At 48.5% G+C, this 19,871-nt stretch carries 16 protein-coding genes; 7 read left to right on the plus strand and 9 right to left on the minus strand.

Translation table 11 applies throughout. The features are described 5' to 3' along the window. Positions 1 to 74: 74 nt before the first annotated feature. On the minus strand, positions 75 to 320 hold the full coding sequence (locus tag K6T82_RS10755; protein WP_223705932.1) for a hypothetical protein: 246 nt from the start codon (positions 318 to 320) through the stop codon (positions 75 to 77). 354 nt (positions 321 to 674) lie between these two features. Between K6T82_RS10755 and K6T82_RS10760 the strand changes: the two genes are divergently transcribed. From K6T82_RS10760 to K6T82_RS10790, 7 genes are all read left to right on the plus strand, one after another. After that, on the plus strand, positions 675 to 1,574 hold the full coding sequence (locus K6T82_RS10760; RefSeq protein WP_219071589.1) for a phosphatase PAP2 family protein: 900 nt from the start codon (positions 675 to 677) through the stop codon (positions 1,572 to 1,574). Next, on the plus strand, positions 1,561 to 3,081 hold the full coding sequence (gene eptA, locus K6T82_RS10765; protein WP_219071590.1) for a phosphoethanolamine--lipid A transferase EptA: 1,521 nt from the start codon (positions 1,561 to 1,563) through the stop codon (positions 3,079 to 3,081). Before K6T82_RS10760 ends, eptA begins: the two co-directional genes overlap by 14 nt. Before the next feature lie 40 nt (positions 3,082 to 3,121). After that, positions 3,122 to 3,772, plus strand: a complete 651-nt coding sequence (locus K6T82_RS10770) for a DUF1345 domain-containing protein (protein ID WP_219071591.1) — start codon at positions 3,122 to 3,124, stop codon at positions 3,770 to 3,772. Positions 3,773 to 4,010: 238 nt separating this feature from the next. Then, entirely contained in the window at positions 4,011 to 4,685 is a 675-nt protein-coding gene (locus K6T82_RS10775) for a response regulator transcription factor (protein ID WP_219071592.1), read from the plus strand. Beyond that, positions 4,682 to 5,998 carry a sensor histidine kinase gene (locus K6T82_RS10780; RefSeq protein ID WP_223705933.1) on the plus strand — a complete coding sequence of 439 codons (1,317 nt, stop codon included), beginning with the start codon at positions 4,682 to 4,684 and terminating at the stop codon, positions 5,996 to 5,998. Before K6T82_RS10775 ends, K6T82_RS10780 begins: the two co-directional genes overlap by 4 nt. A 113-nt stretch (positions 5,999 to 6,111) precedes the next feature. After that, positions 6,112 to 8,070: an LTA synthase family protein gene (locus K6T82_RS10785; RefSeq protein ID WP_219071594.1), complete on the plus strand. Its 1,959-nt coding sequence runs from the start codon at positions 6,112 to 6,114 to the stop codon at positions 8,068 to 8,070. A gap of 3 nt (positions 8,071 to 8,073) precedes the next feature. Next, a complete protein-coding gene (locus K6T82_RS10790) occupies positions 8,074 to 8,952 on the plus strand; it encodes a diacylglycerol/lipid kinase family protein (RefSeq protein WP_219071595.1) in 879 nt (292 codons plus the stop codon). Between the two features lie 66 nt (positions 8,953 to 9,018). Here K6T82_RS10790 and K6T82_RS10795 read toward each other — a convergent pair whose 3' ends face one another. The 8 genes from K6T82_RS10795 to K6T82_RS10830 all read right to left on the minus strand — a co-directional run bounded on the left by K6T82_RS10795 (position 9,019) and on the right by K6T82_RS10830 (position 19,829). Beyond that, the gene (locus tag K6T82_RS10795) at positions 9,019 to 9,243 is read right to left on the minus strand and encodes a hypothetical protein (protein ID WP_219071596.1); all 225 of its coding nucleotides are present in this window, start codon (positions 9,241 to 9,243) and stop codon (positions 9,019 to 9,021) included. Positions 9,244 to 9,353: 110 nt separating this feature from the next. Continuing rightward, entirely contained in the window at positions 9,354 to 9,632 is a 279-nt protein-coding gene (locus tag K6T82_RS10800) for a hypothetical protein (RefSeq protein WP_219071597.1), read from the minus strand. A gap of 262 nt (positions 9,633 to 9,894) precedes the next feature. Beyond that, entirely contained in the window at positions 9,895 to 11,958 is a 2,064-nt protein-coding gene (locus K6T82_RS10805; protein WP_219071598.1) for a heavy metal translocating P-type ATPase, read from the minus strand. Positions 11,959 to 12,039: 81 nt separating this feature from the next. Continuing rightward, positions 12,040 to 12,495 (minus strand): MgtC/SapB family protein, encoded by a 456-nt coding sequence (locus K6T82_RS10810; RefSeq protein ID WP_219071599.1) that lies wholly within the window; start codon positions 12,493 to 12,495, stop codon positions 12,040 to 12,042. 29 nt (positions 12,496 to 12,524) lie between these two features. Continuing rightward, a complete protein-coding gene (locus tag K6T82_RS10815) occupies positions 12,525 to 13,406 on the minus strand; it encodes a bestrophin family protein (protein WP_219071600.1) in 882 nt (293 codons plus the stop codon). 54 nt (positions 13,407 to 13,460) lie between these two features. Further along, positions 13,461 to 13,877: a Fur family transcriptional regulator gene (locus tag K6T82_RS10820; RefSeq protein WP_219071601.1), complete on the minus strand. Its 417-nt coding sequence runs from the start codon at positions 13,875 to 13,877 to the stop codon at positions 13,461 to 13,463. 280 nt (positions 13,878 to 14,157) lie between these two features. After that, positions 14,158 to 15,447, minus strand: a complete 1,290-nt coding sequence (locus tag K6T82_RS10825; protein ID WP_219071602.1) for an efflux RND transporter periplasmic adaptor subunit — start codon at positions 15,445 to 15,447, stop codon at positions 14,158 to 14,160. Positions 15,448 to 15,512: 65 nt separating this feature from the next. Continuing rightward, complete coding sequence (locus K6T82_RS10830) at positions 15,513 to 19,829, minus strand: CusA/CzcA family heavy metal efflux RND transporter (RefSeq protein ID WP_219071612.1); 4,317 nt, start codon at positions 19,827 to 19,829, stop codon at positions 15,513 to 15,515. Between the last annotated feature and the right edge of the window lie 42 nt (positions 19,830 to 19,871).

Raw genomic sequence — 19,871 nt, forward strand, 5'->3', positions numbered from 1 at the left:
CAGCATTTGCAACCTTAAACCTAAAAAGTGCTTATGCTTACAGTACCGCAGCCACTTTTATTTGAAAATTGAACCTATTTAATGGTTACAGTATCCATGATGTTTTCCTGATTTATGAAAGCGGCGATATACTGCTTAACTTCGCTTTGTTTTTCTAATGGCGTTTCAAAGGTATTGATATGAAACTCCTCATCCTGATCCAGTATATGGATGATTTCCGTAAATCCTTTTGATATAAGGCTGCCTTTTAGCTTGAGTATGATGTGCTGCTGTTGTGCATCCAAATCTTTTCTCACTTTTAGTTGTATCGCTTTTTCCATTTTGAAAGATCTGTTTGTTTGGGTGGTTTCTTAATCCAAATATACCTATTTAGATTTCTTGCCTCCAAGAATTCACTGTTAAAAATTCAAAGCATCGCAAGGCAATTTGAAGAGGCGCATCCCAAGAGCGGATTGCAGGCAGGCCAACTCTGATTCCGTTTTTTTTATAAAAATAAAAAAACGCAAACACCTAATCTACAGCTATTTAAAACCAATTCAAGGCATAAAAGCGCAGTCCTGTTTTAAAAATTCAGGATGATTACAAGATTGGATTGTAAACTTTCGGAAAAAATCAGCGTAATGTTTTTCCTGTGTTAAGCCAGTGTAAAGCAATGTCTGCCAAAGTTTTATAAAATGCGCCAGTTATTCCTTGAAGATGCCGATGGGAGCATCAAAAAAATCAAGTCCGAAAAGGTCAATCCCTTTTTGGATCTTTATGTTTCATTCAACTTCTCAAGGCTGCGGCCTACGCTTTTTTTGCTTCCTGCAGTGCTGCTGCTGCTCATTGCCGCGTTCCTGTTCATGCTCGATGCGCTGCACGCGGAATCCTATATCCTGGTCCAGCGGGAGCATTTCTTTATGCTGAACTCTGTCCTGTCCCAGTATCCCGAATTGCAGTACAATCTCACCGAAACCGGAAATACGCTGGTAGTGGCGTCCCTTCTGAGCATTTTTGTGCTTCACGCCCCAAAAATATGGGAGTGCCTTGCTTCTGCCCTTCTGGTTTCCTGCCTGTTTTCCAGCGGGCTGAAAAAGCTCTTTCATGTGCCAAGGCCGGCAGCTTTCTTTGATAACGGCAGCTTTACCATAATCGGAAGGACTCTGTCAGGATACAATAGCCTGCCGTCAGGGCATTCGATCACCATTTTTACCGCCCTTTCCATCCTTATGTTTGCCTTTATGCCTGCCAGATTGAGAAACAGGATCGTATGGTGCGTGCTTATTGTGGCTGCCGGTCTGGGGCTGATCCTCACAAGGGTTGCCCTGGGAGCGCATTACCCTATTGATGTTATTGTCGGGGGCATCGTAGGCTACATCTGCGCCCTTGCCGGTATTTTTATCTCAACGAGGTACCGAATCTGGAAATGGATAGGAATCAGAAAATATTATCCCTTCTTCATCATCGCCTTCACAGGATGCTGGATAGCGCTATTGGTCAAAATCATGCGCGAGAACCTGTTCATATTTTACTTATCTTTATTCGTGCTGACCATATCACTTTATAAAATTACCGCCGCATATGTTAAAAGGTAGACTCCCTGCAGCCCGTCTGGCGGCCCTATTGAGCCTTGCCAACTGCGTATTTTTCCATTTTCCCTTCTTCTGTTTTGTGGTCGGGAATCTCAATTACGCGGCATTGAGCGGCATATTGACCATCGCCAGCCTCATAGTGCTGATGCTTGTGCTGGATTTTCTGGTCTTTTATCTGCTGCTCTACCTTACCGGAATTTTCGGCAGAATCCTCATTTCGCTTTTTTTTGCGGTCAGTGCCGCGGCGCTCTATTTCATCAATGCCTATAGCGTGATCATAGACGAAAGCATGATTGGGAATATCCTAAACACCAATTATGCGGAATCAAGCGCCTATTTCTCGCTCAGAATGGTTCTTTATGTGCTTGTGCTCGGCATAGTTCCCGCCGTGGCGCTCTTCAGGATTAAGGCCGTAAAAGAGCCCCTTAAAAGGTTTGCGCTGCTCTGCGGCGGCAGTCTGCTTATTGCCCTGGCGCTGGTTTTTGTCAATTCCTCCAGCTGGCTCTGGATCGACAAGAATTCCAAAAAATTGGGAGGGCTGGCAATGCCATGGTCCTATGCGGTCAACACCTCGCTGTTTTACGCGCACCAGTATAAGAAAAACCAGAAGGAAATCCTGCTTCCCGATGCCCACATCAGGGACAAAAAAAAATCAATTGTGGTGCTGGTCATTGGGGAATCCGCAAGAAAGGCCAATTTCTCGCTCTACGGCTATGGTAAAAATACAAATCCGCTGCTTGGAGCCACAGAAAATGTGCACCCCTTAAGCGCAGTGTCTGCCGCGACCTATACCACGGCAGGTGTCAAGGCAATCCTGGATTATAAAAAGACCGATGAGCTTTATGAAATACTGCCCAACTACCTTTTCCGCAATAATGTGGAGGTCATCTGGAGGACCTCCAATTGGGGGGAGCCCCCGCTTCATATCAAAAATTACCAGGACAGGAAATACCTCTCAAAGGCCTGCAAAGGCGGAAATTGCGGCTACGACGAGATTCTGCTGGCCCTTTTCAAAGAGCAAATACTGGCAAGCACAAAAGATAAAATACTTCTGGTGCTGCACACCAGCACCAGCCACGGGCCCAGCTACAGCACTAAGTATCCTGCAGGCTTCGAGAAGTTCAGCCCGGTCTGCAGAAGCGTTGAGCTTGCAGACTGCTCAACGCAGGAACTCATGAATTCTTACGACAATACCATTGTCTATACCGACTACCTTTTAAGCCGCGTAATCGCAGACTTGAAAGAGCTCAGGGAATTTGACAGCACGATGATTTTTGTTTCGGATCACGGCGAGTCCCTAGGTGAAAATAATCTCTACATGCACGGCCTGCCGATGGGCATTGCCCCGCGGGAGCAGTTTGAGATACCCTTTATTGTCTGGGTATCGCCCGGCTCGAAAAAACTCAAGGCCAATAAGACGGTGTCCCAGTACCATGTTTTTCACAGTGTGCTGAAATTTCTGGATATAGAAAGCCCCATATATGATGAAAAAATGAACATTTACCAATAGCAGTCAAACAATCGGCATCAGCCAAAAAAATTAATTTCATATGAATAAAACTGTATTTATAAACAGGCTCAGCAACAGGTCGAGGCTGGCAATTTCTGCATCGGCGGGTCTGCTCACGGCCATTGTCCTTGAGATCGGAACCAGCAGGCCCTCTGTGCACATCATGGCGGTCTGGCTGGCTTTTTCCCTTACCCAGCTGTTCTTCTCCTGGTTTACCATTCTCACCTGCCGTCTGGATGAGCTCAAAAAAAATGCCAAAGACCAGGATTCGGGACGCGCAGTGCTCTCCCTTTTCATGCTCCTTACAACAGCGGTCAGCCTTTTGGGAATTGTGCTTCTGTATGTTTCAGCCGAGCAGAAGACAGGCCCCGAACTGGCGCTGCATGTGGTGATGACACTTTCATCGGTGGGAACCGCTTGGGCAATTGTCCACACTACCTTTGCCTTTAAATACGCCAATCTGCACTATTCGCTGAACGGCCTTGATTTTCCGGGTAAGGGAGAACCTGACTATCTGGACTTTGTCTATTTCTCCTTTGTGATCGGCACCACTTTCCAGGTATCGGATGTAGCCATACTGGACCGCAGGATAAGGCGCACCGCACTGGTGCACGGAGTGCTCTCCTTTATGTTCAATACCACCATCCTGGCATTGAGCATCAATATAATCTCAAGCATGGTCCAGAAATAAGGCAATGCGGATAATGCCGCATCTGGCGGCTAATGCGCACAAATCAGAGATTAAAATGTTAAAAAACGGAATATGCCTAAAAATTCAGAATAAATTCAAAATTGGATTGTAAACTTAGCGGTTTTTGGAATAACTGAATAAGCGGGGATAAAATTAGGCAGGGACAGCATGGGATTCGGTTCTAATTTAGTAAATTTATTATCCCGCAGATCAGTTACCAGCATATAATCCGATTACAATGAAGGTTTTAATTATCGAAGACGAGCAGGATATCGCTCAGAGCATACAGGGCTATTTTAAGGGAGAAGGCGTCAAATGCGAGACAGCGCACAGCTATGTGCAGGCAATCCACAAGATTGACAATTACGATTATGACTGCATACTGCTTGACCTTGGCCTTCCCGACGGGGACGGATTTGACATATTGCGCGAGCTCAGGAGCAAGGACAAGACCGACGGGGTGATTATCATATCGGCCAAAGAGACCCTTGAGGCAAGGATTGAGGGCTTCAGCCTTGGCGCCGACGATTACCTCACCAAACCCTTCCACCTCGCCGAACTGCTGGTTAGGATGCAGGCCCTTGTGAGGCGCAGGAATTTCAGGGGAAGCAACAGGGTGGTCTTCAAGGAAATCCAGATTGAGGTTTTCACCAAAACGGTCCTGGTCAGCGGCCAAAAGCTGGAGCTAACCAGAAAGGAGCTCAACCTGCTGCTGTTCCTGATCGGAAATAATGATAAAGTGCTTTCAAAATCCGCCATTGCCGAGCATCTTTCAGGCGATATGGCCGACATGCTCGACAGCCACGACTTCATATACGCCCATATTAAAAACCTCAAAAAGAAACTCGCCAAAGCAGGCTCCGGCGACTACATCAAAACTGTCTACGGCGAAGGATACAAATGGGAAAAATGAACACAAAAAAACTGCTCAGCAAAACAACCCGCGATTTTCTGATCCTGGCGGCAGCCATTCTGCTGATCTGCGCGCCGATATTCTACTATGTGAGCCAGTGGCTCTACATCTATGAAACCGAAGAGGTCCTCGTGCAGCACAAGAACGCCTTCGTGAATCAGAGCAGCAGGAATTTTACACCCGAGGACATCAAGACCTGGAACAGGTTCAACCTGCATTTCACCATCCTGCCCGATATGGGGGTCACCAAAGATTCCATAGTGGGCACCATGGTCGAGGATTCCACTGCCGAAGAGAAGGAGCCTTTCCGCATCATCTACGCGCCGGTGCAGATTGCAGGCAAAACATACACCTACACCGAGAAGATCCATCTTCTGGAAATGGAGCGCATGGTATTCAGCATAGCCGGAATGTTCACCTTCATACTGCTGGTGCTTTTCATCGGCATTGTGTGGCTTTCCAAAAAGACGGCCTCCAAACGCTGGATGCCCTTCTACAACACCCTGGACCAGATACATGAATTTGAGATAGACAAAAGCAAGCCGCCCCATTTCATCAAATCAGACATCGATGAATTTGAACGCCTCAACAGAAGCCTAGAGGCGCTCATTGAAAAAAATACCGCCATCTACAAAAGCCAGAGGGAATTTGTGGAAAATGCGGCGCACGAGCTTCAGACCCCCCTAGCGCTGTTCCAGAATAAGATCGACACCCTGTTCCAGATGGATCTCAACAAAGATCAGACCCACGTGCTTGGCACGCTGAGCAGGGATGTGGCAAAACTCAACAGGCTCAACAAAAACCTGCTGCTGCTCTCCAAAATGGAGCATGAGGCCTATCTGGATAAAAGCACCATCTCGGTCAACGCCCATATTGAAAAGCACCTGGACTTCTTCACCGAACAGGCCGACCAGAAGCAGGTGTCCATCAGTATGCAGATCTCCGAAAGCCTGCAGATATATGGCAATCCTGTCCTTGGGGAAATCCTGATCAACAACCTTGTGCTCAATGCCATACGGCACAACCGCAGCGGAGGGAATATCATCATCAGGACCATGCCCGACGAGCTGCTGATCCTAAACACGGGAGTGCCTTCGCCGCTGCCCATAGAAAAGCTCTTCAACCGGTTTTTTAACGGCGGCACCTCGGCAAACGGCACCGGACTGGGTCTGGCAATCATCAGGAAGATAGCCGAAATAAGCGGCTGGAGGGTCAGCTATTCATTCTATAAGGGACTGCACAGCTTCAGCGTTCGTTTCCAGCGCCGCGCGCTGGGCTCTTCAAACGGCCAGGCACCCTGGAGGAATGGCTGAAAGGGCTTCGCAGATAATTTTTCATAAACTCGGCCTTTATTTCTTAATAAAAACCAAAAATTCAGAATGATTACAACATTGCAATGTAAACTTTGCTGAGTTATTATTGAGTTATGAGCAAATTGTCTTTGAGAACCGGCAGATACGCGCTGCTGGTTCACTTTATTGCGTGGTTTTTATTATTTTCACAGCTATTAAGAGTTATATTTCTAATCTGGCAGCACGATCAGGTTTCCCTAAATGTCCTGGATGCCGCCCGCACGCTGCTAACCGGATTTTTCTTTGATCTGGGCACCATTGTCCTGATTTCTTTTCCCGCCGTCCTATACTATACCGTATTTGCCGGCAGATGGACCGGCTCCATCGCCGATAGGGCCATCACCTGGTTCTTTATCTCGGTGAACGTATTTATTCTGGTCTTCACCTTTCTGGCTGAAATCACCTTCTGGGATGAGTTCAGGACACGCTTCAATTTTATTGCCGTGGACTACCTGATCTACACCTATGAGGTTATTGCCAATATACAGGAGTCCTATCCCCTGCCGCTTCTGATTGCATCAGTGCTGGCAGTGACGGCACTTGTCCTTTTTGCCTTCCACAGATCAAAAGCCTTTGCTGCCGCATTCGCCCATAATGCGGACATAGTGAAGAGGGTTTCCATACTGCTTGTCTTTACGGCGGCAGCTTCTTTTTATATCACCTTTATCTCCAGCAGCCAGGCCGAATGGTCCCCAAACCGCTATAATTCCGAAATCTCCAAATCAGGGATCTATTCCTTTTTTGCCGCCTTCCGCAACAATCAGATGAAATACGAGCGCTTCTACACCACCATCAGCAATGACAGGGCATTCGGCATCGTAAAATCAAAACTACGCGACAGCACCGTGTCCTATGCCTCAACAGGCTATTCGATCCACCGCAGCATAAAGGATGCCCAGACCCCTCTTGAGAGGAAAAACGTCGTATTTGTGCTCATGGAGTCCTTCAGCGCCGGTTTTATGAATGAATTCGGAAACAGGCAGAACCTGACCCCTTTCCTGGACAGCCTTGCCCAGAAGAGCGTCTTTTTCAATAATATGTACGCCACCGGAACCCGGACCGTAAGGGGAATGGAGGCCGTTACGCTTTGCATCCCCCCGACCCCAGGGCAGTCCATCGTAAAAAGGCCCGATAACCAGAACCTTTTTACCATCAGCAACGTCTTTAGGTCCAAAAACTACCAGTGCAGCTTCTTTTACGGCGGGGACGGCTATTTCGACAACATGAACTCCTATTTCGGAGGCAACGGATTCACCATATACGACCGCGGACGCGGAAGCGTGCTCAGCGACCGGATCAAGACCGTGCGCCATAATATTGCAGACAGCGAAGTCACCTTTGAGAATGCCTGGGGTATCTGCGATGAGGATATCTTCAATAAAATGCTCAGCACCGCCGACCGGCAGTACAAGGAAGGAAAACCGTTCCTGAATTTTGTAATGACGACCTCCAACCACAGGCCGTACACCTATCCGTCAGGCAGAATTGACATCCCGTCGGGAACAGGACGCGAGGGCGCTGTGAAATATGCGGACTATGCACTTAAAAGGCTCTTTGCCGAGGCATCCAAAAAGCCGTGGTACAAAAATACGGTCTTCATCATAATAGCGGACCACTGCGCCAGCAGCGCCGGGAAGGATGAGATTGACATTGCCAACTACCATATACCCGCTTTCATAGCAAACCTGCCCGAAGCAGAAAATCGGAAGATAGGCGCGCAGTGCTCGCAGATCGATCTCTGGCCGACGGTCTTTTCGCTCTTCAGATGGCATTATGAATCGGATTTCTTCGGAAGGGATGTCCTTGCGCAGAATTTTGAGCAGCGCGCGTTTCTGGGAACCTACCGCAAGCTGGCACTGATGAAGGGCAGCAGGGTGATGATTCTCTCCGACCAGCAGAAGCAGGCCTTCTACAGCTGGAAAAAATCCGACAACAGCCTCACTCCCCTTGCGATGGACAGAAGCTTTCTGGAGGAGACCATAGCATGGTACCAGACGGCCGATTACCTTTTTACAAACAAACTTCTAAAATAAGCGATGACCTATATACATTTCATTATAAATCCCGTCTCCGGAGACGGACGCCACAGCCTGTCCGATCTTTACATCAGGCAGTTCTTTCCCGCCGACCGCTTCAAGATCAGGGCCGATTACACCCTGCGAAAAAAGCACGCGCTTTCCCTTACCGCAAGCGCACTGGAGCAGAATCCCGATATCATAGTGGCCTGCGGCGGGGACGGCACCATCAATGAGGTCGCCTCATGCCTGATAGGCACGGGGGTCGAATTGGGCATCATCCCGCTGGGTTCGGGAAACGGCCTAGCCTCGCATCTGAACATTCCCCACGATATAGAAAAATCCCTTGAAGTGATCAGGGATAGGAGAAAAATACGCATTGATGCGGGAAGGATAAACCAGCATTATTTTTTCAGCAATGCGGGTGTGGGCATTGACGCCATGGTCATCAAAAAATACGAGCATTCCGCAGGAAGGATGCTCTTTTCCTATATCAGGGCCGCTGTCGCCTCCAGCTTCGAATATAAGGCGCAGCCCACCGTTGTCTATTTTGACGACAGGGTGATCCCCATCAGGCCATTTATGGTTTTTGTCTCCAATTCAAATGAAATGGGATACAGCATGAGCCTTACCCCGGATGCCATGCTCACAGACGGAAGGCTGAATCTGGTGCTGATACCTGAGCTTTCCTTCATCGAAAAGATAGCCTTGGGCTACCATATACTGAACCGCTCGGTCTCCAGATTCAAAAAGGCCCAGCACCATCTGGTGCAGAACCTGTGCGTGGAAATGCCCAACAGGATTTTTACCGACGCCCAGATCGACGGCGAACACTACAAGCTCAGAACCAACAGCTGCAGGATCTCGGTAGCTCCCGCAGTACTGACCGTGCTGGTCTAGAATGGGCATCGCCTTTTTGGGTTTTCCGTCCTGCAGAGCTGTTCTGCAGGCACAGCGGCATAGCCGCTATTTTGCTATCGAACTGCGGTCAGTGTCAAAATCGAGAAGCACCAGCTTCTGGTCATCCAGAAATATCAGCATATCGAGAACCTCGGACTGGTTCCGCTTTTCATCCTGGGGAGGACTATCGGGAAAAATCAGCGCCGTAAGCTCATCCAGGGCGAAATCCCTCTCCGGGTTATCCCTGAGGATGGTAAGGATTACAGCGGAAATATTCAAATGCTTTCTCATAGTTTATATCTTTTGGGGTTGCTCTCCGGCATTAGGGCCGGAAATATGGAATAAACCGCAGGCTTTTGGAAGGCCTGCGGTTCTGAATTAACAATTTTCCTCCGCCTTTTTCAGGATTCTCCGTTTGGAGTGAGGCTATTGCGGCCAATGCCCTTATCCAAAGCTTTTTCAGTTGCCTTTTCATGGGGCTTGTCCAGTATGTGGTACAGGACGAAATGCCTGACCCGAACAATGATTCCCAGCACTATCACAAGGCCGAGAATCGTAAGTATGATCGTCTTTCCTATATTTACCGCCGAATATTTGTTTTTCCTTCTGACAGGCCTTCCCTTCTGGCCCCTCGGGGTTTTATGGATATTGGGATAGTATTTTTTATGTCGTTTTTTCATTTCGGGTAGAATTCGAACGGAAGCCCGACCCGCAGATACAGCTCAATTTGCCATAAGCTGCCGGCAGAACTGCCTGTTCAGTTATAGGCATGCACGGTCCAGCCCGGTTCTCCAGGGCTTCAGTGCAGCTGAATTCAGGCAAAAGGGAGCCTTGCCGCTATGGCCTGACGGTTCTCCATGCAATGGATCCCATCTGCGGCCTGCGGCAAAAAATAAGCGCCAAATATGTAGATTTAAGTGCGGGTGCTCCCTTTTCCCTGCTTTAGAATTTCATTTTCTGAATGCGCACGGCATTAAGGATCGCAATCAGAGACACCCCGACATCAGCAAACACCGCTTCCCACATAGTGGCAAGCCCGCCCGCTCCGAGGATGAGCACTATCCCTTTCACTACAAATGCAAGGGTGATATTCTGCCAGACGATCTTCTTGGTCTGCCTGCCGATATTGATGGCCATCGGTATCTTTGAAGGCTTGTCGTCCTGTATGACAACGTCCGCCGTCTCAATGGTGGCGTCGCTTCCCAGTCCTCCCATCGCAATCCCCGCATCGCTTAAGGCTACAACAGGTGCGTCATTCACGCCGTCTCCCACAAAAGCAACCGTCCCAAACTGCGACTTGATCTCCTTAACCTTGTTTACCTTGTCCTCAGGAAGGAGGTCGCCGTACGCATTGTCTATGCCAAGCTTGTCGGCCACATATTTCACAACGCTCCCCTTGTCCCCGCTTAGCATCGTTGCCTTGATATTAAGCTTATGCAGCAGCTCTATGGTCAGCTGGGAGTCTTCCTTGATGCTGTCGGCAATTGTGATGTAGCCCGCATATTTCCTGTCGTAGCTTACCGCAATGGTGGTGTACACTATCGAAGTCGGATCGACGTCATAGGCAATGCCGAACTTGTCAAGAAGCTTGAAGTTGCCCGCAAGCAGCTCTTTTCCGTTGATGGCCGCCTTGAGTCCATGCCCTGCAATTTCTTCAGTGCTTTCCAGTTTTATCGAACTGTCGACCTCCCCGACATATTCATGGATCGCCGTGGCAACGGGATGCGAGCTCATGCTCTCAATCGCATTGACCATTTTTAGGATCTCGTCCTTGTCAAATTCTGGCTTGAAGACCGTTTCCTGCACCTTGAACACCCCTTCTGTCATCGTCCCGGTCTTATCCATAACCACGTTCTGTATCGAGGCCATTACGTCAAGGAAATTGCTTCCCTTGAAAAGTATACCGTTTCGGCTCGCTGCACCGATTCCGCCAAAATAGCCAAGGGGAATCGAAATCACTAGCGCGCACGGGCAAGAGATCACAAGAAAGACAAGGGCTCTGTAAAGCCAGCTGCTGAAATCATAATTGTCCACAAAGAAATAAGGCAGCAGGCAGATTCCGATAGCCAGGAAAACCACGATTGGCGTGTAGATTTTGGCAAACCTGCGTATGAAAAGCTCCGTAGGGGCCTTCTGCGAGGTGGCATTCTGCACAAGCTCCAGTATCCTGCTGAGCTTGCTGTCGGTAAATGCCGCGGTGACCTTCACTTGGGCAGCCACATTCAGATTGATCATTCCCGCAAGAACAGCCTCTCCTTTAGACTTGGTGTCCGGTTTGCTTTCCCCGGTAAGGGCTGCCGTATTGAAAGATGCGCTTTCGGTCAGCAGCTCTCCGTCAAGGCCCAGCTTTTCCCCAGGCTTCAGCTGGATGATGTCGCCGATCTGCGCCTCTTCAGCCTTAATGTTTTTGGTTTTGCCATCAGCAACGATGGTCACTTCATCAGGCCTCTGGTCCAGAAGGCTTTTGATGTTGCGCTGCGCTCTTGACACCGCCAGGGTCTGGAATACCTCCCCCACAGCGTAAAAAAGCATCACGGCAACTCCTTCAGGGTATTCCTTGATAATGAACGCCCCGATCGTGGCAATGCTCATAAGAAGGAATTCGGAGAAAATCTCACCCTTGCCCATGCTTTTGAAGGCATCCCTGATAACCGGAAAGCCGACAATGAGATAGGCTGCGAGATACCATGCGAAACGCAGGGCGCCTAAAAACCAATCCGGCTTTATCCAGTTGTCAAACGAGATGGCCGCAAGAAGCAGAACCAGCGATATTATCGAAGGGAGGAACATCTTTAAAGGCCCTCCTTCCGCACCGCTGTGGTCATGTCCGTCGTCATCGCTGTGGCTGTGGTTATGCCCGTCGCCCTTACTGTGCGCATGCTTGTGCCCATCATCGGCGCTGTGCCCTTTCAGAAGCTTCTCAGCTCCTGCCTGGGTGTAAACCTTCTCGGTCTGGGTGCAGCAGATCTGTTTTCCGTCTTTATCGTATTTATGCTTGTGTTCCATAATCTTTTAATGTTATAAGGTTAAAAAATACGGCGCCGATCCCCTTGAAGAAAAGGCTCCGATAAAAGGGCCGGCAATTTTTCAGCCGTTCCTTTTTTTACTCTTAATCAATCTGTCCACAAATCTTCTGTACCAGCCAAACTGGTTTATGGTGAAAATAAGCAGTATTATAAGTGTCGCCGCCACTGCCAGGACAAACATATTGAGGGCTATGGCCATGCCGACTGCCGAAGTCGTCCACAGTCCTGAAGCAGTGGTCAGTCCCTTGGGGAGATTTTTCTCGTCTCTGAAAATCAGTCCTGCGCCTATGAATCCGAGTCCTGTCGCAATGGCCGCCAGCATTCTGGCTATGGCGGATTTGTCGGCGGTCAGATGGGCCGAAATCGAAACAAACAGGCACGAGGCCACACAGATGCAGGCAAAGGTCCTCACACCGGAATTCTGCTGTTCGCGTTCCCTTTCCAGGCCTAATAGCCCTCCAAGAAAAACGGCAAGAAGCAGTTTAGCGGAAAGCAGCAGCTCAAATTCGATATCCATAGCAGGCTGATTTTTAGATTGGCACTATCTTACATTTCGAAATATTCGTTATTCTTGGGCTTGACCGGAATATCCGCCGCGCCTGTCATTTCAAGAAGATTGATCTCAATGGTCTGCGCCAGGGAGGTCATCGGAGTATCCACGGGCGTGTTCTCAAAAGGATCCTGCATGATGATGGCAGTGGTTTCTATCGCAATGAAAAGCAGCGGAATCAGGATGGTCATCAGCACTTCCACAATCAGCTGCGAATCCTCCAGCCCGAAAGGCAGTATGGCCGCAAAAACATAGATCAGAGTGTGCACCAGCAGGCTGTAGGACTTGGGGAAGACCGTATTTTTAATGCGCTCGCATTTCCCCATATGGTCGCACAGGCGCGAAATGGTCTCATTGAGCTGCACCGTCTTGAAATCCGATATAATCCCTCTGCTCTCCATCTCGGCAATATTCTGCGAATGCAGGTCAAGCAGCGCATTTGGTATATTGGCCGCAGTAATATTATGGAATTTCAGGTAGGCCTGCACTTTCGGGCTGAACGGCTGGCGGCGCAGCGATTCGCCAAGGGCATAAACCCAAATGATCTGCCTTTCTGCGAACTGCGACGATATGTCGCTGTTTTCCTTGGACGCGAACTGCATTACCTGCCTGATAAGGGTGCGCGAATCATTGACAATCGCACCCCATACGGTTCTGGCTTCCCACCATCTCTCATAGGACTGTGCCGTCCTGAATGCGAGAAGCAGTGAAACCGCGGTCCCCACAAGGGCTGGAATGCTTAGCGGAAGCGCCACTTTTTTAAATATGGGAAGCATATCCAGCAGCCCGATTGCAGCCGCGAATAGGACAATCAGAATAATCTGAGCCCTGATTTCACGCACAAAGTAAAGCACTGATATTTTACGGTTTAGAAGCATATTTAAACTTTAAAATTTTACAATATTCTTTGGTTCTCCATTATATTTCTGCAGTTATTGGCTCTTTAGGCATTTTTCGCAGATTCCCTTAGCTAAAATCTGGATCTCATCAATCTGCAGGCTCTCGGTAAGGCTTTTGGGAAGCGCGATCTCCTCACGGCAGGTGGTCTGCCTGCACTTTTTGCAGTAAAAATGAAGGTGGGTGTCATTATGGTCCTCCTCAGCGCAGGATTCGGCGCTCAGCCTGTATTTGGCCTCATTCTCGTCGGGAATCTTATGCGCAAGCCCCTTTTCCAGAAAGGTCTGCAGAGTGCGGTAGATCGTCACCTTATCCGCCTTATGGAAATGCTTTTCGATTTCAGCAAGCGATAATGCCGCTGTGAGCGTCTCCATATATTCGTAAATCAGGATACGCATCGTGGTCAGGCGTATATTCTTGCTGTTAAAGGCTTCTTCAGTCGTTTTCTTCATATGACTTTTCCATTAAAAATAAAACCGGCAATAAGGCCTATCCGTTAGGCAGTTATAGTAAATTTACGAAGCTTATTTTAAATTTCAGCATTCGGAAACTACTTTTTAGCAGGCAGATACTTCATAATCAGCCTTAATTGCCGGCAGTCTTTTAAATTAATGCAGGTTTACCGATTCGAGACCATCGATTAGAGACCCAGGGGGCGGATCTAAATTCTCCGGGGTATCACAGGCAAACACACACTGTCGAACAGTCACCTGCATTAAATCCTTCAAAATATTAATGTTCGTGGCCTCCCGAATTGCTCAGTTTGGCATTTACGAAAAAGGTTCCTTTCGTGACAATCTGCGCTCCGGCAGGCACATCCTTAACGGGTGTAACCGCTGTATAGCCCACTTCTGAAACTCCTTTGGTCACCTCCACTTTTTCAAAATTCATGCTTGTCGCTGCAATCCTCTTTTCCTCCTCAGGGCTGTGCTTTTCACCGGCTTCAGCGCCTTCCTCGCCTTCCGCCTCTTCATGCTCCTCAGGCTTCTTATCGGTTTTTACAAAAATGTAGAATTTTCCGTCCGCTTCAGCAATCGCATCATTAGGCACCGCAGCCGTAAGGGCCGTTCCCACGCCTACCATCGCCGTGATGTTCATTCCGTCGATTAGTCCGGTTTTATTGCCCGTTACTGTACAGTGGACCGCAACGCTCTTGCTCTGGTTCTCAAATGAGGAGCCTATATTGAACACCTTTGCTGTATAAGTCGCCGCAGGATTGTTGGTAAGGGTGAAAGTGACGCTCTGCCCCACTTTTATGCTGGGAAGATCTTTTTCAAAAACCTGAAGGTCCAAATGGATCAGCTGATTGTCCACTATCTCCACCACAGGCGAGGATACGTCAACATAGCTTCCGATCTTGGCAAACTCGGCGCTCACCGTTCCGGTTACAGGGCTTGTAACCGTTAGCGCAGCTCGCAGATTTGAGGCAGTAATTCCTGCCGGATTAATCCCCATTAGCTGTATCTGTTTGGCAAGCGATGCCTTGCGGGCGCGAAGCGCATTCACTTCCGCTGTGGCACTCTGAAGGTTCTTCAATGCTCCGGCATTTCCGGCCTGAAGATCTTTCTGGCGCTGCAGCTCCTGCTCGGCATTGGTGATGCGGCTGTTGATGGTGATGTACTCCTCCTGCTGCTGCACAAACTGCGGATTCTCGATCGTCGCAATCACCTGTCCCTTGCGGACCTGGTCGCCAAGCTGCACTTTAAGGGTTTTGATAACCCCTCCATAAAGTGATGTGGCATTGGCTTTATTGTTGTTGGGAACCCTTAAGGCGCCGTTGACTTTTATCGCTGCAGTCAGGTTCTTGTTCTCGATAGTGCCCAGCTGGACCCCTACCGATTTCATCTGGTCCTGGGTCAGCACTGCAATTGTAGCAGCTTCCTCCTCGCCATGCGCCTCTTCTTTCGCTCCCGCAGCATTTTCAGTTTTGGCAGCGTTTTCGCTTTCATTGCTTTTTTGTCCGCAGCTTACAAATGAGAAGATTGCAGCCGACGCGATTAATAATTGAATTTTGAGTTTCATCTATGCTCTATATTTAAAATTATCCTGTGGGAAGGCTCTGCCTGTCCCACAGGCTGTTATATTATTTATTTATTGTTGAAATAGTCAAACTGCACCGCAGAAAGGTTATACTGGTTCAATACGTCAAGATAATTCTGGCGGATGCCTACGGCCTGGGTCAGAAACTGTCCAAGCTCAGCAAAGCTAATCTCCCCCGAGCGGTAGCTCAATGTTGAGGCTTTGATAATGTCTTCTGCCTGCTTAAGCCCTGAAGTCTCATAGAAATTCAGCAGCGCAAGGTTTTTTTCAATCTCCGCCACAGAAGAATTCTTCTGGGTCGCCAGAAGCTGGGTCTGATAGGCAAGGTTCTTTTCCTGCACTTCTTTCTCAGCCTTTGCCGCTTTTACCTTATTATGGGCCGATACGGCTCCGAAAAGCGGGAACGATGCAGTGGCAGAAAACCCCGTGTACGGATCATCCAGCCCGTAAAGCCTCTGGCTGAATACCCTTCCCGACAGTTCAGGCATATTGCTGTTTCTGATTACTGAAATGTTTGATGATGCAATCTTCACATTCTGCTCCTGAAGGGTCAGAAGCGGATGCAGTCCGCCGCTTTCCGATAATGTAACCTCGGCTTTGCCAAGCGGCGCTTCTACGGGAAGCAGCCATTCATTCAGGTTCATAAGCATCATCAGCTGCTGCTGCTGCACGGTCATGTCCTTCTTGTTCTGGTCCGAAAAAGCTTTCAGCTCCTGAAGCTTGGCCTCTGCCGCAATCTTATCCAGCTGTGCCACATCACCTGCCTTTAAGCGAACTTCCGCAGTTTTTGAAAGCTGCGTATAGATGCTGTCCAGACGCTTGTACAGCTGCTGCTTGTCCTGCAGGTACCAAAGCTTGTAATAGGCCGTGCGCACATCCCTTTTGATTGTAGCGTTCAAAAGCAGCGTATTTAGCTGGCTGTACTGCAGCTGGTTTTTGAAATAGCTTTTTCTGGCGGCATAAAGTCCCGGCCACGCAAAACTCTGCGAGATACCGATTTTCAAGATCCCTGTTTTGTCGGACGGCCTCAAATCCTCATTCTCCGCAAAAACACCGGTTTTAGGAATGTCAATGGCCGTTTTTGCGTTGAGCCCGGCAGCCTGGATTTCAGACTTATTGATGTCCAGCTGCTGATTGCTCTGCAGGGCGGTTTCGACAGCCTTCTCAATTGGGATCCTCTGCTGCGCGTTTGCAGACCCTAGACCCGCAATAAGCAATATAGCTATGGCAGTTGTATTTCTCAATTTAAATTTTCCTTTAAAGTCAAACTTCGTGTTAAAAATAATATAGAGTAAAGGCAGCACGAAAAGAGTCAGGAACGTAGCTGTCACAAGACCTCCGATTACAACCGTAGCAAGGGGCTTCTGCACCTCCGCTCCGGCGCTGCTGCTGATAGCCATCGGCAGGAATCCCAGCGATGCCACCATAGCAGTCATAAGCACGGGACGCAGCCTTGTAATGGTTCCTTCTTTAACCCTTTCAAAAATGTTGCTCATCCCCTCTTTTTCAAGCTGGTTAAATGTTCCAATCAGTACGATACCGTTTAGCACTGCAACTCCAAATAGAGCTATAAATCCGATTCCGGCACTGATGCTGAAAGGCATCCCCCTTAGCATTAGGGCAAATATGCCCCCTATGGCACTCATAGGTATTGCAGTAAAGATCAGCGTAGCCTGCTTGAAGGAACGGAATGTGAAATACAGCAGTCCGAAAATCAGCAGCAGCGAAACCGGCACTGCAATCATAAGCCTTGCGCTTGCAGCCTGCAGGTTCTCAAATTGTCCTCCATAAGTGAAATAGTATCCTGGCGGCAGTTTTACCTTCTCAGACAGCTTTTTCTGGATGTCCTGCACCACACTCTGCACATCTCGGCCCTTAACATTGAATCCGATTACAATCCTTCTTTTTCCCGCTTCCCTGCTGATCTGTGCAGGGCCCAGCTTATAGTCGATTTTAGCTACCTGGGATAAAGGCACCTGAACACCGGTATTGGTTGGGATCATCAGATTGCTCACATCGTCTATGCTGCTTCGGTGAATGCTGTCAAGACGCACCACAAGGTCGAATCGTCGTTCGTTTTCATATACCTGTCCCGTGCTTTTTCCTGCAAAGGCAGTGCTGACAACATCATTCACATCCTCGATGGTAAGCCCGTAATTGGCAATTCTGGTCCTGTCATATTCAATATTGATCTGCGGAAGGCCGCTAACCCTTTCAATCTGCGGCGAGGTTGCTCCCGGAACGCTTTGTATAACCTGCCCAACTTCGTTGGCATACTGGGAAAGCGTATCTAAATTCTCACCGAATATCTTCACGGCAACGTCCTGTCTGATACCGGTCATAAGCTCATTGAAACGCATCTGGATCGGCTGGTTCTTTTCAAAGAAAACCCCCGGAATGACTTCAAGCTTTTCCATTATGGCATCTGCAAGCTCTGCATAGCTCCTGCCTGATTTCCATTCCTTCTGCGGTTTAAGGACAACCATTAAATCGGTGGCCTCCGGAGGCATTGGATCGGTAGGCACCTCGGCAGCTCCCGTCTTGCCGACAACCATCTTCACCTCGTCAAACTGCTTGATAATTCTTGAGGCCTGCATCGAGGTCTCGATGCTTTGGTTCAGCGAGCTTCCCTGCGGCAGTATGCAGTGGAATGCGTAATCGCCTTCCTGAAGCTGCGGGATAAACTCTCCTCCCATTCTTGTAAAGCAGAAGACGGCAACCAGGAATATGGCTCCCGTAACGCCAACCACAGTATATTTGATATCAATCACCTTCTGAAGCAGAGGCTGATAAATGCTCTGGATTCTGTTCATCATCCTATCGCTGAACGTCTCTTTATGCTGCGGTTTCTTAGATAGGAAAAGCGCGCACATCATCGGAATATAAGTCAATGATAAAATTAAGGCTCCAAATATTGCAAATCCTACCGTCTGCGCCATAGGGCGGAACATTTTCCCTTCAACGCCCACAAGGGTCAGAATCGGGATATATACAATTAAAATGATGATCTCACCGAAGGCCGCACTGGTACGGATTTTAGAGGCAGAATCGAAAACCTCTTCATCCATCTCATCCTGGGTAAGATTATTGAGAGACTTGCGCATGGCCAGATGATGGAGCGTGGCCTCAACCACAATTACCGCACCATCCACTATAAGGCCAAAGTCAATTGCCCCAAGAGACATCAGATTGGCGCTTACGCCAAATACATTCATCAGTCCAAGCGCAAACAGCATTGCAAGAGGAATGGCTGAGGCAACAATAAGCCCCGCGCGGAAATTTCCTAAAAATAATACCAGCACAAATATTACGATAAGTGCGCCTTCCACCAGGTTCTTTTCAACTGTGCTGATTGCACGGCCGACAAGGTCTGTACGGTCAAGGTACGGTTCAATCACAATATCGTCAGGAAGGGATTTCTGGATGGTCGGCAGTTTTTCTTTGATGCGCTTTACAACCTCATTACTGTTCTCGCCTTTCAGCATCATTACGACACCGCCCACCGCATCAACTTCGCCATTATAGGTCAAGGCCCCATATCTGACCGCTTTTCCAAATCTAACCTCGGCAACATCGCTTACATAAATCGGCGCCGCTCCGGTATTTTTCACTACAATCTTTTTAACATCATCCAATGATGTCACCAGCCCTATTCCTCTGATGAAGTAAGCATTAGGCTTTTTATCTATATAGGCGCCTCCCGTATTTTGGTTGTTTTTTTGAAGCGCAGTAAAGATATCGGGGATGCTAACCCCCATTGCACGAAGCCTTTCAGGGTTCACGGCAACTTCATACTGCTTTAATTCACCTCCAAAACTGTTAACTTCCGCGATTCCAGGGGTCCCGTACAGCTGTCTGGCCACAATCCAGTCCTGCATGGTGCGCAGGTCTTTGGCATTGTATTTATTCTTGCTGCCCTTCTTTGGGTGGATAATGTACTGGTACACCTCGCCAAGACCCGTACTTACAGGAGCCATTTCCGGAGTTCCCACCCCTTGCGGGATTCTGTCGGTAGCCTCCTTCAGCCTTTCATTGATAAGCTGTCTGGCAAAATAGATATTCGTTTCTTCATCGAACACAACTGTGATAACAGAAAGCCCGAATCTTGATATGCTTCTGATTTCCTGAATTTTTGGAACAGTTGCAATGCTCTGCTCTATCGGAAATGTCACCAGCTGTTCCACTTCCTGCCCGGCAAGCGTAGGGCAGCTGGTAAAAATCTGAACCTGATTGTTAGTGATGTCAGGTACGGCATCTATGGGCAGTTTTGTAGCGCTCCATGCGCCCCATATGATAAGGACCAAAGTCATTAAGCCAATAATGATTTTGTTCTTAATACTGAATTTAATTATACTGTCTAACACTATGCAAGTAATTTTAACGTTTAGAAAATAGTCTTTCAGCCC

It is taken from the genome of Flavobacterium potami, assembly GCF_020026915.1.
Lineage (GTDB): Bacteria > Bacteroidota > Bacteroidia > Flavobacteriales > Flavobacteriaceae > Flavobacterium > Flavobacterium potami.

Coding starts and splice junctions, on each gene's coding strand:
- K6T82_RS10815 (WP_219071600.1), bottom strand. CDS start 13,406: ATGCTTCTAAACCGTAAAATATCAGTGCTTTACTTTGTGCGTGAAATC.
- K6T82_RS10795 (WP_219071596.1), bottom strand. CDS start 9,243: ATGAGAAAGCATTTGAATATTTCCGCTGTAATCCTTACCATCCTCAGG.
- K6T82_RS10790 (WP_219071595.1), top strand. CDS start 8,074: ATGACCTATATACATTTCATTATAAATCCCGTCTCCGGAGACGGACGC.
- K6T82_RS10780 (WP_223705933.1), top strand. CDS start 4,682: ATGAACACAAAAAAACTGCTCAGCAAAACAACCCGCGATTTTCTGATC.
- K6T82_RS10800 (WP_219071597.1), bottom strand. CDS start 9,632: ATGAAAAAACGACATAAAAAATACTATCCCAATATCCATAAAACCCCG.
- K6T82_RS10770 (WP_219071591.1), top strand. CDS start 3,122: ATGAATAAAACTGTATTTATAAACAGGCTCAGCAACAGGTCGAGGCTG.
- K6T82_RS10755 (WP_223705932.1), bottom strand. CDS start 320: ATGGAAAAAGCGATACAACTAAAAGTGAGAAAAGATTTGGATGCACAA.
- eptA (WP_219071590.1), top strand. CDS start 1,561: ATGTTAAAAGGTAGACTCCCTGCAGCCCGTCTGGCGGCCCTATTGAGC.
- K6T82_RS10805 (WP_219071598.1), bottom strand. CDS start 11,958: ATGGAACACAAGCATAAATACGATAAAGACGGAAAACAGATCTGCTGC.
- K6T82_RS10760 (WP_219071589.1), top strand. CDS start 675: ATGCGCCAGTTATTCCTTGAAGATGCCGATGGGAGCATCAAAAAAATC.
- K6T82_RS10810 (WP_219071599.1), bottom strand. CDS start 12,495: ATGGATATCGAATTTGAGCTGCTGCTTTCCGCTAAACTGCTTCTTGCC.
- K6T82_RS10820 (WP_219071601.1), bottom strand. CDS start 13,877: ATGAAGAAAACGACTGAAGAAGCCTTTAACAGCAAGAATATACGCCTG.
- K6T82_RS10785 (WP_219071594.1), top strand. CDS start 6,112: ATGAGCAAATTGTCTTTGAGAACCGGCAGATACGCGCTGCTGGTTCAC.
- K6T82_RS10775 (WP_219071592.1), top strand. CDS start 4,011: ATGAAGGTTTTAATTATCGAAGACGAGCAGGATATCGCTCAGAGCATA.
- K6T82_RS10825 (WP_219071602.1), bottom strand. CDS start 15,447: ATGAAACTCAAAATTCAATTATTAATCGCGTCGGCTGCAATCTTCTCA.